This window comes from Streptomyces mayonensis, assembly GCF_018982965.1.
Taxonomy (GTDB): Bacteria; Actinomycetota; Actinomycetes; order Streptomycetales; family Streptomycetaceae; genus Streptomyces; species Streptomyces mayonensis.
The window spans coordinates 20,331-32,818 of sequence record NZ_JACBYP010000003.1 but is presented as its reverse complement, the minus strand read 5'-3'; the positions used below and the strand labels follow the sequence as shown (position 1 = coordinate 32,818).

Annotated in this window: 11 protein-coding genes, 1 tRNA gene and 1 pseudogene; 4 read left to right on the top strand and 9 right to left on the bottom strand. The window is 66.0% G+C overall.

Annotated features, from left to right (window positions below; all coding sequences use genetic code 11):
• The first annotated feature begins 54 nt into the window (after positions 1 to 54).
• Positions 55 to 130 (top strand) — tRNA-Arg (locus HZS56_RS01565).
• A gap of 131 nt (positions 131 to 261) precedes the next feature.
• On the opposite strand, the gene HZS56_RS01560 is transcribed toward HZS56_RS01565, so the two are convergent.
• The 3 genes from HZS56_RS01560 to HZS56_RS01550 form a co-directional block, all read right to left on the bottom strand.
• Positions 262 to 795, bottom strand: coding sequence for a CbrC family protein (locus HZS56_RS01560; protein ID WP_216718804.1), 534 nt, complete (start codon positions 793 to 795; stop codon positions 262 to 264).
• A 187-nt stretch (positions 796 to 982) separates the two neighbouring features.
• On the bottom strand, positions 983 to 1,528 hold the full coding sequence (locus tag HZS56_RS01555; protein ID WP_253913560.1) for a glycine-rich domain-containing protein: 546 nt from the start codon (positions 1,526 to 1,528) through the stop codon (positions 983 to 985).
• Positions 1,529 to 1,681: 153 nt separating this feature from the next.
• On the bottom strand, positions 1,682 to 2,029 hold the full coding sequence (locus HZS56_RS01550) for a DUF6415 family natural product biosynthesis protein (protein ID WP_216718803.1): 348 nt from the start codon (positions 2,027 to 2,029) through the stop codon (positions 1,682 to 1,684).
• 183 nt (positions 2,030 to 2,212) lie between these two features.
• On the opposite strand from HZS56_RS01550, the gene HZS56_RS01545 reads away from it, so the two are divergent.
• The gene (locus tag HZS56_RS01545) at positions 2,213 to 2,977 is read left to right on the top strand and encodes a helix-turn-helix domain-containing protein (RefSeq protein ID WP_216718802.1); all 765 of its coding nucleotides are present in this window, start codon (positions 2,213 to 2,215) and stop codon (positions 2,975 to 2,977) included.
• Between the two features lie 707 nt (positions 2,978 to 3,684).
• On the opposite strand, the gene HZS56_RS01540 is transcribed toward HZS56_RS01545, so the two are convergent.
• From HZS56_RS01540 to HZS56_RS01530, 3 genes are all read right to left on the bottom strand, one after another.
• Positions 3,685 to 6,273: a type I restriction-modification system subunit M gene (locus HZS56_RS01540; protein ID WP_216718801.1), complete on the bottom strand. Its 2,589-nt coding sequence runs from the start codon at positions 6,271 to 6,273 to the stop codon at positions 3,685 to 3,687.
• Positions 6,274 to 6,837: 564 nt separating this feature from the next.
• Entirely contained in the window at positions 6,838 to 7,422 is a 585-nt protein-coding gene (locus HZS56_RS01535) for a hypothetical protein (protein WP_216718800.1), read from the bottom strand.
• 129 nt (positions 7,423 to 7,551) lie between these two features.
• Positions 7,552 to 7,911 carry a DUF4240 domain-containing protein gene (locus HZS56_RS01530; protein ID WP_216718907.1) on the bottom strand — a complete coding sequence of 120 codons (360 nt, stop codon included), beginning with the start codon at positions 7,909 to 7,911 and terminating at the stop codon, positions 7,552 to 7,554.
• A gap of 305 nt (positions 7,912 to 8,216) precedes the next feature.
• Between HZS56_RS01530 and HZS56_RS01525 the strand changes: the two genes are divergently transcribed.
• Together HZS56_RS01525 and HZS56_RS39000 are read left to right on the top strand one after the other, a co-directional pair.
• A complete protein-coding gene (locus HZS56_RS01525; RefSeq protein WP_216718799.1) occupies positions 8,217 to 8,567 on the top strand; it encodes a hypothetical protein in 351 nt (116 codons plus the stop codon).
• A gap of 142 nt (positions 8,568 to 8,709) precedes the next feature.
• Positions 8,710 to 9,006, top strand: a complete 297-nt coding sequence (locus tag HZS56_RS39000) for a hypothetical protein (RefSeq protein ID WP_374201049.1) — start codon at positions 8,710 to 8,712, stop codon at positions 9,004 to 9,006.
• Here the strand turns inward: HZS56_RS39000 and HZS56_RS38995 are convergent.
• The 3 genes and pseudogenes from HZS56_RS38995 to HZS56_RS38865 form a co-directional block, all read right to left on the bottom strand.
• Positions 8,979 to 9,113 (bottom strand): annotated as a pseudogene (locus HZS56_RS38995) (tyrosine-type recombinase/integrase); the annotation flags it as partial. The gene HZS56_RS39000 and the pseudogene HZS56_RS38995 sit on opposite strands and share 28 nt — an antisense overlap.
• Positions 9,114 to 9,508: 395 nt before the next feature.
• Positions 9,509 to 9,967 (bottom strand): hypothetical protein, encoded by a 459-nt coding sequence (locus tag HZS56_RS37945; RefSeq protein WP_253913559.1) that lies wholly within the window; start codon positions 9,965 to 9,967, stop codon positions 9,509 to 9,511.
• 223 nt (positions 9,968 to 10,190) lie between these two features.
• Positions 10,191 to 12,326 (bottom strand): nucleotide disphospho-sugar-binding domain-containing protein, encoded by a 2,136-nt coding sequence (locus HZS56_RS38865; protein ID WP_216718798.1) that lies wholly within the window; start codon positions 12,324 to 12,326, stop codon positions 10,191 to 10,193.
• Positions 12,327 to 12,488 lie beyond the last annotated feature (162 nt).

The window sequence follows — 12,488 nt, the reverse complement described above, 5'->3', positions numbered from 1 at the left end:
AGACCTCACCCGCTACACTGACAGCGATGCGCAGCCCCTGCGGCCGCGCCTCACGCCTTCGTAGCTCAGGGGATAGAGCACCGCTCTCCTAAAGCGGGTGTCGCAGGTTCGAATCCTGCCGGGGGCACCAGTTCATAAGGGGCTCACCTCCGGATTTTCGGAGGTGAGCCCCTTATGACATCCACGCATGACATCAAGGCGGGCGGTCACTGTCGCCTGCGTCCTCATCAGATGTCGCGGAGGCGCGACGGCAGCCGATCTTCAGGATGCGTCGGCGTAGGCGAGGTGGGTGCCACAGACGGTGCACCGGAAGAGCATGGCGGTCATCCCGTGGCCGAGCCGGGTCAAGAGGCGCTCGACCTGCCTTTCGTCATGGCAGCCATCCCTACGCAGGTCGGCCCGCAGCTGGTCGAGGGCTTCGGGATGCTCCGCCAACTCGGTGTACCCGACTTCGCCCACGAAGGCACCAGCGTCGTGGCAGTGGACGAGCCAGTGCGGGTCCTGCCAAGCGTGGAACCCAGGTGTGCGGCGGGTGACCTCGTGCAACACGTCGTCGCTCACGCCGCCGAGCCCGTAGGAGTCGGTGAATTCACCCGCGAAGCGATCAGCCGCGCTCCCGTCCGCGATGCACCAGGGGCAGAAGCGTCCGCTCACCTCGTGGGCGGAGTAGAAGGTTGCCGTGTAGATCCAGCCCGTGCTGCGGCCGCAGCAGGCGCACGACTCGGCGGACGCGCGGATGGACCCGCTGGCCAGGGGGTCCGGGTGATACCGGAAGAAGGGCAGGTCGGCACTCATCTCAACTGTCGCTCCTCGCCGGCCTTGGACACCGTGAGCCGGATCGCTGGCGCCGTGGGCGCAGAGCCGGAGGACCTCGTGAAGCGGACCGCCTCCGACCGGGATGACGGAGACGGGCCGCGGGTCTGCCTACCGGCCGCGGATCGGCGGGACCACGAACCCCCGCACCGGCCGCTCTTCCTGCGGGTCACGCGCCACTGGGCGCTGCGAGCGCTCCCACTCGGCCACCAGTTCCGCGTACCGCGGGTCGATCCACTCGTTCATGAGCACCTCCGGCCATCAGGCTACGGGTGGCTCCGGCTGCGGCATGGGCCGAATCGTGCACTCGGGGCGCGTGCTGGCACTTCGCGGCCACGGAGACGAGCGTCTCGTCCGACGGCGGCCCCCACAGCTCCGGGTCCGCCTCCCAACCGAGTGCCGCGATGGCTTCGCGGGTCCGGTCCAGGATCGGCGGATCGTAGTGGGTGGGGTCGTAGCCCGGGTAGTGGTGCACGAACCGGCCGCCGAGCTGCTCGCACAGCTCGGCGTACATGGCGGTGTGCAGGATCAAGGCATGCCAGCCCTCGTCGACGATCCGCGACGGGGCCAGACAGGCGCCGGGGTTGGTCGCGCAGGCGGCGACGAACTTTAGTCCCTCGTCGACGATGCGGCCGGCCACTTTCTCGGCCATACCAGGGTTGGCGTCCATGACGGTGCCGCGAACGCCGGCGAACCGTACGTCGGTGATGAGCATGCGGGCGAGCGCGGGCAGCGCCACAGCGGGCGGCGGGATGGGGGCCCGGAGGTAGGGTCACGGCGTCTCCTTCGGTTGTTCCGCTGGGGATTGGCCCGCCCGGGCCGGGGTTCCTTGCCAGGTCTGCCCGGCCCGGGTGGGGATCTGCGAGCCTTACGACGCGCGGCCCAGAGCCCAGTAGTGGTCGGCCAAGGACCGGACCGTGAGGGCGAGCTTCTGCGCGACGATGTGGCGCTGGTCGAACGCTTCCCCGGGGGTCAGGCGTAGCCGCATCCTGGCCTCGCCGATGCACGCCAGCGCGCAGGCCCGGGGCACGTCGTCTTCCGGCAGGCGCGCAGCAACCGCCTCGATCTCGGGAACGGCGTTCTCGATCATTCCGCGCAGCGCCAGGAGCAGGCTGTCCAGCTCGTCCGGGGCGGGCTCTCTGGCGTCGGGTGCGAGGAGCAGGGTGGCTGTTTCCCGCATCCTCTTCGGATCCACCGGCACAGAAGCGTTCGGCACGTCGGCACTCCTTGGGTGTCGTCCACGCCCTGGGGCCGTTCACGCGGCCGCCTGGGTGTTGTGTCACGGATCACGTTCGCGCCGTTACTCTGCGAACGCGACGACGGACGAGGCGTCGCTACGACGACACACCGGGCGTCATTTCGGTGTCATTCCATCCGTGGTGGAGCTACCGTCGATCACATGGCCACTCCGAACGGAACCCTCCGAGCGGTCCGAATGGGCCTGCTCATGTCCCAAGACGAACTTGCCCGCGCCATCCGCGACGCCGGGCAGCGAGCCGGACAACCCAACGACGCCTCCAAGCGGCTCGTGCAACGCTGGGAGTCCGGCACCACTGCAGCCCCCCGCCCCGTGTACGCACGTGCGCTGGAGGCGGTCACCGGCCTGCCGATAGAGTCGCTGGGCTTCCCGCCCGCGACGCTCGCCCGGATCTCCGAGGACGGCCAGGGCGGACACGACCTCCGGGACTCGCCCGTCGGCGTGCCCGCCGGGAACGGGGCGCCGGCACCGCAAGCGGCGGCGCGCGGGAATTACTCAGGGGTGTGGCTGTCCACCTACGAGTACGTCTCCAGCGGGCGGGACAACGCCGTCTTCGCCGGCAAGCACCACGTTGTTCTCCTCCAACATGGCAATCGGCTCACCGGCCGGAGCCTGCCCGGCGCCAGCCTCAACCCGGACAGCCCGCTCACGCTCGACTTGCAGGTGGAGGGAAGCACCATCACCGGCACGTGGACCGAGCAGACCGCAGCCGAGGGCTACTACCGGGGCGCCCGGTACTTCGGCGCGATCCAGATGCTGGCCGAGCCGACCGGCCGTCGGATGGCCGGCAAGTGGGTGGGGTTCGGGAAGGAGTTCGACGTGAACACGGGGCCGTGGGAGTTGCGGCTCCTGGACACGTCGACAGCGAAGGCCACGCTCGACTCGTACAACCGGCCTCCCGAGTAGCCCCCGAACGCACGAAAGCGGCCCCGCCCTCCCGAAGGAGAGCGGGGCCGCGGTCATGAGGTGATGTCGCGCAGGTACGGAGCCACCTCGTCCGGGACGGTCCGAGGCAGCGGGGGCGAGCTCAAGGCGGCCCTGTCGCATCCCAATTGATGCCTGACATTCAGGTCTCGCATGGTGTCGATGGGCCTGGACAACACCGGAAACCTTGTGAGGCTTGTTGGCTTTCACGTTACGGGCCGAGACGTCGCGCACAGCCAAGCCGAGGCAAGCGGTGTCAAGCATCAGGTGACGCCACAGCGTCAAGCATCAACCGAGACAAGACATCCCTGTCGAGTCCCAGCGGGGTAAGACTTTCCCTACTTCATCAAGGCCCGCGCACGGCGCGGGCGCGCGCCGCCTCTACGGCGCGGCCCGCCTCCTGTCTTCGCCCCGGCTGGCCGCGCCCGGCGGCGCGCTCGGCGGCTGCGGGCATGAAATGGGGAGAAACCCTCTGTAGCTGGGGCGGTCGGCTCCACGGCTTTAGGCAGCCACTGCGGGGCGAGCCTCTAAGATCTTGGCCCCAACGTCGTGCTTTAACGGGCAGGTCCACAGACTGCCCGACTCGCCATCAGCTTACGGGGCCAAGATCACTCGCCCCAAAGCAGCTCCAGCCCAAAGCCGCTCCACCGACCTTTGTGTCGCGTCGGACTGCCTGTGCTCCAGCAGCTTTATACGAGTGAAGTGTGATCTGGACGAGTTGGAGGGTTGGGATACCTCAACGCGCCATCAGCCATCAAAGACTCGACCTTTTCTTCGAGGCTTGATGCTCCGACAACAAGACGCTGAACGAATGGCTCGACGTCAGAGCGAATATCCGGATCCGTGATCCTGGGAAGAACCACATCTTTCAAATCTTCAACAGCGATCTCTGCCAACCCGTCAGCGCCCCGGGCTAGTGCACGCATTTGGACACGGTAGGCCTCCGAACACAGGCCAGCCACGAGGTCCACCAAATATTCCTCGCAACCATCCTTCAGATGGAGGCGATGCATTCCATTGGTGACAACGACATTCGCGCATTCCTCACCAGCCAAGAACCACTTGCGGACACTGTTACGGATCCCGCCGACGAAAACGTCTCCAGGTTTGGCCAAGTGGCGGGCCCGCTGAGGAAGCTCCCAGCCTCTCTTAGCGTTTGATCGATACGTTCCGACCTCGACATCTTGAATCTCAACGTGCCTATAAATCGCGGCAGGCGAGAAGCGAATCGATTGCCCGGAGGAGTCGGTCTTCTCAGGAATCACATCAACGATATCGCCAATCCTGAAGTACTCGTCTTCTTTGATTTGGTCTTGCAGCTCTACGAATTTGCGGCAGAGGCGCTTCGGGTCCAACGTCAGGTGTGGGTCATTTACAACTGACGAAATTGACACCGACCACCCGTAGTCAGTATCGGCCGGGTCTGGTTCGTGTCCACGCACAAGCCAAGGAAATTCCTGGCCGGCGCTGCTATTTCGGATCTTAAGCAGGCGATCCGCGAAATCACTGTCCAAGATGGGGTTTCCGTACTCGTCGAGGACAAGAGTTCCGTCTTCCTCGTCACGCAAGTACGTAGGCTTACCGCGCTTGTCGCCAGTCACCCACCCCACACGGTCGACGACCTCAACACAAAAATCATATTCCTCCGAAAGCTTCGCATCAGTTAGCGGCGTGACCCGCTTCTCACAGAAGAGCACGCTTGCTGAGACGTCCGCCCCGGATCCCTTGAATGTGAAGCGCGGCAGGGCGACAATGGCGCTGAGGTAACAGTGGCGCAGCAGGAATTCTCGCAGAATCGTGTATCGCGCAGACCGGTTTCCAAGATAACCATTGGGAACGACCAAGGCCATGCGGCCTCCAGGTCGCATTAGCTTTACACAGGCCTCAGCGAACAGAATTCCACTTTCTTGCTGTGCCAGCATCTGCTTGGAGGGGTTCAAAATTCCTCGCGAATTGGCAACCCACTCTCGCCCAAGGTCGAAGTTTTCTAGAGTGTTCGCCTTGGTTTCCACGATCCGCGTTCCAAATGGCGGATTGCAGACGACAACATCGGCAGAGTTCTCGTTGGAGTTGATTTTCTGCAGCGAGTCTTCCTGCTGAATGTTGGTCTTTCCATCACCGTTTAGGATCATGTTTAGCACTGCGACTTGGACGGCTTCTGGCGAAACGTCAGATCCCCAGATGCTGCTTGCGTAGTCAGGCCAGTGTTGCCCGCGTCTGAAAGCGGCTGTGAGGAAGTCAGCGCTGCCGCAAGCCGGGTCCTTGACGTGTTCCCCGAACTGAGGGTTGAGGATGTCTACGATGAATTCAGTGAGCGCTACTGGGGTGAAATACTGCGCCAAGTCCCACTTGTAGATGTGCTTTGCGAAGTACATGTAAAACTCTTGGATGAGCGCACGACTCATTGAGACGATGCGCACGGGAGCTAGTACACGAAGTACTTCAAGCAGCAGGTCTCCGCTGATGGGGAGCTTGTCATCAACCTTCTCGGGAAGGAAGCGCTGGTAGTAATCAACAGACTTGCCTAGTACGCCGTTGGTGATTCCCAGAGCAACGGAGGCACTCACGCCGGCAGCAGCGAAGTCCTGAATGGTCAGCGCGGCGTCAGGAGTATTTTGATGCTGCTGTTCATCGTAAAGCTTGATGAGTAGCAACTGCAGCATCACATTGAATCGCTTGCTCGGCCCCACGGAGGACGAGTGAAGGATGTCCTCTATGCGCTCAAAAACTTGAATGAGGGGCTTACTTGGGTCGATTGTGTTGAAAGTAAGGCTTCTATTTTTCGGCTTCTTGCCGTAGCCCGGAAGGTCCGACAAAGGGCCTTCCTTGTATTGCTTTGAGCCATCCTTCCGCTCTATCCAAAATACTCGCTGCTCAACATCATCCCAATACAGTGCGACGCAATCATCCCGTCCGGCGAAGTCCAACATCGGCTTCACTTGGTAGCTGACGGCCGATGTGAAGCTGGCATTATCCCGCTTAACCTCGCCCAGGATTACTGCGTGACTCAGAAGAGCTGCGACGTCATCGGTTTTGATGGAAGATACAGGCACATCAAGGACGGCAAAGTCAGCCCGAAAACTGTTACGACCCGAGTTGCCAAACTTCTTAATGGTCGGCTCAACGCGGATGTTCGCTACAGGATAGCCGAGGTCAACAATATGACGTAGAGCCTCAACCCGATAACGTTCCTCGGAAGGCGTCAGGCCGTCCTTACTGCGCGCTTTGGCTTTCAGCCGTCCTCGTACTGGGCAGACAAGCGTCAGACCTGTGCTCACGAGTTTATTACCTCTATGCAACGGGGGGGGGCGCGCAGCGCTACGGACAGTAGGAACGCCTTACCCTATCGCTTGTCGTCCCGCAAGCACCTGATTGCCAGTTGGCGGACGGCGCTGCATCCGGGTAGCCGGGCGTCGAGGGTCGGGCGACGCCGCGAAGCGCCTGCACGTTCCGCACGCCCCTCACTCGCACCGGATCAAGCGGCGGCAGGGCTGACCAATGTGATCCACTGCCTAGCAGTGACGGCAACGGACGTGGGGATAGATCTTCCGGACATCGGGAGCTTCGTCGGTGAAGAAGCCCTCCAGCGCACCGCCGACAATCACCAGGTCAAGGTCCAGCCCGGTGAGTGGCTGGCAGCCGACGAGTGTCCTTGCTGGGCCCTCTCTGGGCCGTCTGAGGTCGCTCAGCGGCGACCGGTGGTGACTACTGACGACAGGCATGGAGAGGCACAGTCCCAGGTCACGGAAGTTGATCTGCGACACTGGTACAGCCATGCCTAAGCCCGGAGAACTGGCATCCGCAGCCGTTGGGGCTTGTCTTCAGCCGCTCACGGCTTCTGGTCAACCTGCCACGGGCAGCGGCTCGTGACGGTGCCAGATCAGATACCGGTCCTCCCTACGCAGCTCCGCAGAGCCCCACTCAATGCGCATGACGCCCTTCTCCATGGAGCAGGCGTAGGCGGCGAGGACGAGCCGTACGTCTTCGGGAAGCAGCTCCAGGTCTGGGTGCACCTCGGCGTCCTCAAGCTCCCCCAGGTCCAAGTCGAATGCTTGCTGCATGGCCGGCGGGCCGTGGCGTCGGATCAGGTCTGCTCGGAAGCCTGTGGCTCGACGGAGGCGTGCAGCTGTGACGGGCACGTCCTTCTTTGCGTAGCGGAGAGGGTAGATGAGTTGCCCGCGGACGAGCATCATCGTGCGTCCTTGCAGGCGCACTGGTTCCCCGAGTCCGGAGATGCCGGCGGCCAGTTCCTCGTATTGCACCGCGTAGAGGCCATGCCCGTAGGCTTCGAGCGTCTGGGTATGGACGCCCTCCTGCCCTGTGCGTGCTCGATCATGAGCCCGGACAAGGCAAGATCGGATGATGTCGGCCAATTCGCTGGCTATGTCTCCGAAGGTCTCACGTGCCCACTGACTGGCTGAACCCACAACGTACCGCCCTTCCTTGGTGGTCTTGCAGGCACCGAGCAGCGTCCAACTGAAACCGTGCTGCGGCTAGGCGAGTCACACAAGGTCGCAACCAGCGCACAAAGGGAGCGCACACCGCCCAAACAGGAGTCACTGCACGTACCGCTCGCGTGCCAACAGCAGCAGACATCCGCCTGGGCAGATCCTTCGCAGTGACGGCAATCTCTCCCACACGGCTTGCCCCGCGGCCACCGCAGCGCAACGCGCGTACAGGAAGCCGTCGGACGATTGCGGGAATGGGCTGCCGAACCGGGCCGTCAGGTCGACCACCGGCAGAGTGCCGAACTTTTCCTGATCCAGACGGTAGAGCGCCTCGGCATGCCGTTCCGCGAAGCCGACGATGTCAGAGACGGGACGGCGGCTCAGCTCCTCGGCGAGGTGCTGGCAGCTCTCTTCAGTTGCTTCGCCGTTCAGGGTGGCTATAAGTGCCCAGAAGTCGGCCCAAGTCATTGTCACGGGCGCAGGATGTCAGGCCGGTCTGACATCCAGGGCTGACATCAACGACGGCGGACGGGGGCGGTCGTACCCGGCTGTCCGCAGCGGTCGTCAGCAGCAGCCTTCCCCCGCCCAGGACCCCACAACCGAACTCCTAAAGCGGGTGTCGCAGGTTCGAATCCTGCCGGGGGCACAGCGAAGTAGCAGATCAGAGGCCCTGTCGCCCGAGAGGGCGGCAGGGCCTCCGGCTTGCAGTACGCATGCAGTACACACGTGGCACAGCTCGGCTGTGCCCGCCCCCCCCTTGGGAGCCGTGCCCCATGTCCAAGAAGGACGAGTTGCCCCAGCGCCGATACCGCGCTCTGGTCGCTCACCTCGAAGACCTCATGAGAGCCGGTCTGAAGCCCGAGTACGAGGGCTACTACGGAACACTGGTCCTCACCGGGAATGACCGCGCAGAGCTGGGCGATCTGGACGCCATCCGACGCGCGGCACGCGAAGCCGGCCGACGGCTCGGATGGGAGCCGACCACGAAGTTCGTGGGCGACCGACTCTTCGTGGTCGACGAGTGGGACGTCCCCGAGGAGATCTGCAAGCGGGCAAGCGGAGACACCGCCGACCGCATGGACGAGCGCCGCCAGCCAGCGCCCAGGCCGCCCGACGAGGGCTGAGGACGGGACGCCCCCAGCCCTCCACCTCCAGGACTCAGCCTGTCGCCTCCAGTGCGGCGATCTCCTCGGCCGCCTCCTGCGCCTTCCGCTCCGCCTTCTCCAAGCTCTTCCTCGCCTTGGCGAGTTGCTTGGTGCGGCGCTTGTGCATCTTCTTCGAGACCTCGTCGAGGCGGCCTGGGAAGAGGTGGCCGTACGTGTCCAGCGATCACCATCCGGCACGGACTCCAGGCCGGGCTTCTCACCGTCATTGGGCTGGGACTCCGCCTCGGGAGCGGCGTTCTCCGAGGTGGCGCGGACACGAGGCACCAGCCGGGCTGCGGCCTCGGCGATCGCCAGGTCCGCCTCGGGGAGCAGGCTCGTGTACGTGTCGGAGGTGATGGTGATCGAGGAGTGGCCGAGCATCTCCTGGATGTCCTTCAGGTCGGCTCCGGCCGCGTGAGCGAGCGTCGCGGCGCCGTGGCGCAGGTCGTGGAGCCGGATCGAAGGGAGTCCGATCTCCTCATACAGCTCGCTGAAACGCCGCGTGATGGTGGCGGGGTGGAGCATCTCGCCGTTCTCCCGGGTGAAGACCCGTCCGGTCTCCACCCACGCGCTCCCCCACTCCTCGCGGTCCTTGTCCTGCTGTGCCCGGTGCCGTCGCAACGCCTCACCGCGTCGCAGGCCGCGGAAGGCGACCAGGTGGAACAGCGCGTACAGGCGGTCCTCCGCGACGTGGTCGAGGAAGCGGCCGGTGTGGTCCGGCGTCCAAGACCATCACCGGTGGATGCCGATCGTCCTGCTCGTCGGATCGCCCCGCCTGCCGCGGCTACGGGGGATCGCCTCGAATGTGAGGCACCAGCCCGCCTCCCGCCAGGTGTGCCGGGGCAGCGGCACCTCACGCTCCTACTCGGCGATGACTTTGTCGGGATCCAGGCCCCCGAGCCACCGCGCCAGCTCAGTCTTCAGCCGCTTCTGCGACGACGTTGTGGGCCCGGTCCTGTCGACCTCGTACGACACGAAAAAGTTGGGGCTCGGCACACCGTCGATGGCATCGGCCAGATCAGGCGGGAGCGGGTTGGACATGGTTTCGTCCAAGCGCTGGGCCGTCCAGATCGCTCGCGGCAGTTCGCCTCGCGCCGCTCGGCAAAGTCCTGGGGCATGTCCTCATCAAGGTTGCGCCACTTGTCGGCACCGACGACCCGGACCTCCTCGCACTTGAGCTGGTCGCGCAGGGCCTGGAAGGCGACGACCTCGTAGACCATGCGCACTACCCGGCGCCGGCCGCGCTTGTCGGTGCGGTGGACGGCCTCCGTCCAGTCTCCGCCCATCGCCTTGTGCACCGGCACCGTCTCGCCGAGCGGGTAGTACGTCGTGTTGCCCGCCGCCATGTACCGGGCCACCAGCGCCAGGGCCTCGATCACCGGCCGATGGGTGTAGTTGGACGAGCCGGTGCCGCTGTCAGCATCACAGCGGTGGCCAGTGTCGCGACGCCCAGCGCACGCACCGTCCGCACGAAGCCCATTACGTCAGCTCTCTCCCCGTTACCGGTCGCCACGGCACGCCCGTGCGACCCGTCCGACTTCCTGTCACACATGTGTCACAGAGCGTCAACCAGGGGGAGGGGGCAGCCCGCGCACCCGGAGCTCATCCGGGGAGCAGTACCACCTTGCCCGTGGTGGTGCGGGACTCCAGGTCCCGGTGTGCCTGTGCCGCGTCGCTCAACGCGTACGTCGTAAGAGCCGGGCGCAGTCGTCCCGTCGCCGCCTCTTCCAGGGCGCGGCTCTCCAGCGCGCGGACGCCGCCCGGCAGCGCGAACAGGGTCGGGCCCGCCACGAACTGTGACGAGATGCCGCGCTCGGCGAGTTCCTCCGCGGGAAGGGACGCGAAGCTGCCCGGCTTGGAGACCCATCCGTAGTACATGTGCCTGCCTCCGGTGGCGAGGCCGCGCATGGCGGTGACGCCCGCCGGGCCGCCGACACCGTCGAACACCACACTCGCGCCGTCCGGGCCCACGGCGTCCGCCAGCCGTGCCTCCCAGCCGTCGGCCGTGTAGTCCACGGCCGCGTCCGCGCCCTCGGCGAGGACGTGCTCCACCTTGCGTGGCCCGCCGGCGAGTCCGATCACGGTGGCTCCCGCCCGCCGGGCCGCCTGCACCAGCAGGATGCCCATCCCGCCGGCCGCCGCAGTGATCACGACGGTGTCGCGGTCGGTCAGCTCCGCCTGGTCCAGGACGCCGACCACCGTACGGCCGGTGCCGATCATGGCGACCGCCGCCTCGGCGGTGAGCGAGGTGGGCAGCGCGTGCAGCGCCGCCGCGTCCGCCACCGCGAACTCGGCGTATCCGCCGGAGCGTTCGTGGCCAAGGTAGGCCACCACCCGCCGGCCCAGCCTCGAGGGGTCCACCCCCGCGCCGACGGCCTCGACCGTACCGGCGGCCTCACGGCCCGGTGTCATCGGCAGTTCCAGTAGCGGCAGTCCGAGGTCCGAGCCAGCTCGCAGGACCGTGTCCATGAGGTGCACCCCGGCCGCCTCAACCTTGATCAGTACCTCGTCGGGTCCTGGCTCGGGCCGGTCCACCCGCTCGGGACGCAGCATGTCGGCGGGGCCGTAGGCGTACTGGCGTATCGCGCGCATGTGCGGGCCGCCCGTCCCGCTCCGGGTCCGGGCGAGCAGCAGGTCGAGGACCTCCTCCGGGGTGTGCGTCCCGGCGATCTGCTTCGAGGTGGTGGCCGCGGCCTCGGCGTACGACGGGTCGGTGAGCACCCGGCCGACGGCCTCGCCGATGGCCTCCGGTTCCGTCACGACCACGGCCGCCCCGATGTTGGCGGCACGCTCCGCGTTGGCGGGCTTGTCGAGTCCCATGGGGAGAAGCACCATCGGGGTGCCCGAGCTGAGTGCCGCCAGGACCGTTCCGGCGCCACCGGAGGAGGCCACCACGTCGACGCCGTCGAGCAGAAGGTTCATCGGGACGAACCCGGTCAGGTGCACGCGCGAGGTGTCCACGCTCAGGCCGCTCGCGTCCGCGGCCGGGTTGACCGCCACGATGGCGTTGACGTCGTGCGCGCCCAGCGAGTCGACGATCGCGGCCAGGGTGTCCGCGTCGTCGACGATGGTGCCCAGGGTGACCAGGACACGCGGCAGGTGGTCACGGCCGGGGAACTCCGGCCGTGACCAGGAACCCGTCTCCGTCTCCGTCTCGGACTCGTACGCCGCCGAGCGCAGGGCGATCCGGTCCGGCGCCGCCGTCCAGTCGTCCGGCTGTAGACACTCGGGCCAGGGGTCGACCGAGGCCACCGGCTCGGTGGGAGTGATGCCGCGCTCCCGCATCCGTTCCGCGGCGGCGGTCCGCATCGCCTCGCGATGGGAAGCGTGGACGGCGATGCCGACGGCGTGGGAGGCCCACGGCACCCCCAGTCCGGCGGCCACCGCGGGGCCCAGGTAGTCCACATAGTCGGACACGATCAGGTCGGGGCCGAACTCCCGCGCCGCCGCCAGTGCCTCGTCGAGCCCGAGGTCCACCCGGGCGCCGCCGAAGAACTCGCCGACCGTCGCCGCGCTCGCGTCCTCCGTCGCGTCGGCCCCCGTACGGCGCCGCACCTCCAGCAGGATCTCCTCCAGGCTCGCCCCGGCGGCCAGGACCCTCGCCGGCGCGACCACGTCGGCCATGGAGCCGTGAGTGAGTACGGCCGTGTCGTGCCCCGCCTCCCGTGCCACCCGCTCCAGGGGCAGCAGCGGCAGGAGGTGCCCGTAGGCGGGCGTGCCGGAGAACAGAATGCGCATGGTGGTTCGGTCTTCCTGTCTGGATTCGGTGTCGGGACGCCGGTACGCCATGTCCCGCGCCACGCGGACAAAGGCCCGCCTCTTGAACATTGTGCGAGGTCAGAACAGCGAAGAGATGCTCATACGGTGCTCACTCGACGCCCGCTTCACCCGCTTCCGCTC

Coding starts and splice junctions, on each gene's coding strand:
- HZS56_RS01525 (WP_216718799.1), top strand. CDS start 8,217: ATGTCCAAGAAGGACGAGTTGCCCCAGCGCCGATACCGCGCTCTGGTC.
- HZS56_RS01545 (WP_216718802.1), top strand. CDS start 2,213: ATGGCCACTCCGAACGGAACCCTCCGAGCGGTCCGAATGGGCCTGCTC.
- HZS56_RS01560 (WP_216718804.1), bottom strand. CDS start 795: ATGAGTGCCGACCTGCCCTTCTTCCGGTATCACCCGGACCCCCTGGCC.
- HZS56_RS01555 (WP_253913560.1), bottom strand. CDS start 1,528: ATGCTCATCACCGACGTACGGTTCGCCGGCGTTCGCGGCACCGTCATG.
- HZS56_RS01530 (WP_216718907.1), bottom strand. CDS start 7,911: ATGACTTGGGCCGACTTCTGGGCACTTATAGCCACCCTGAACGGCGAA.
- HZS56_RS38865 (WP_216718798.1), bottom strand. CDS start 12,326: ATGCGCATTCTGTTCTCCGGCACGCCCGCCTACGGGCACCTCCTGCCG.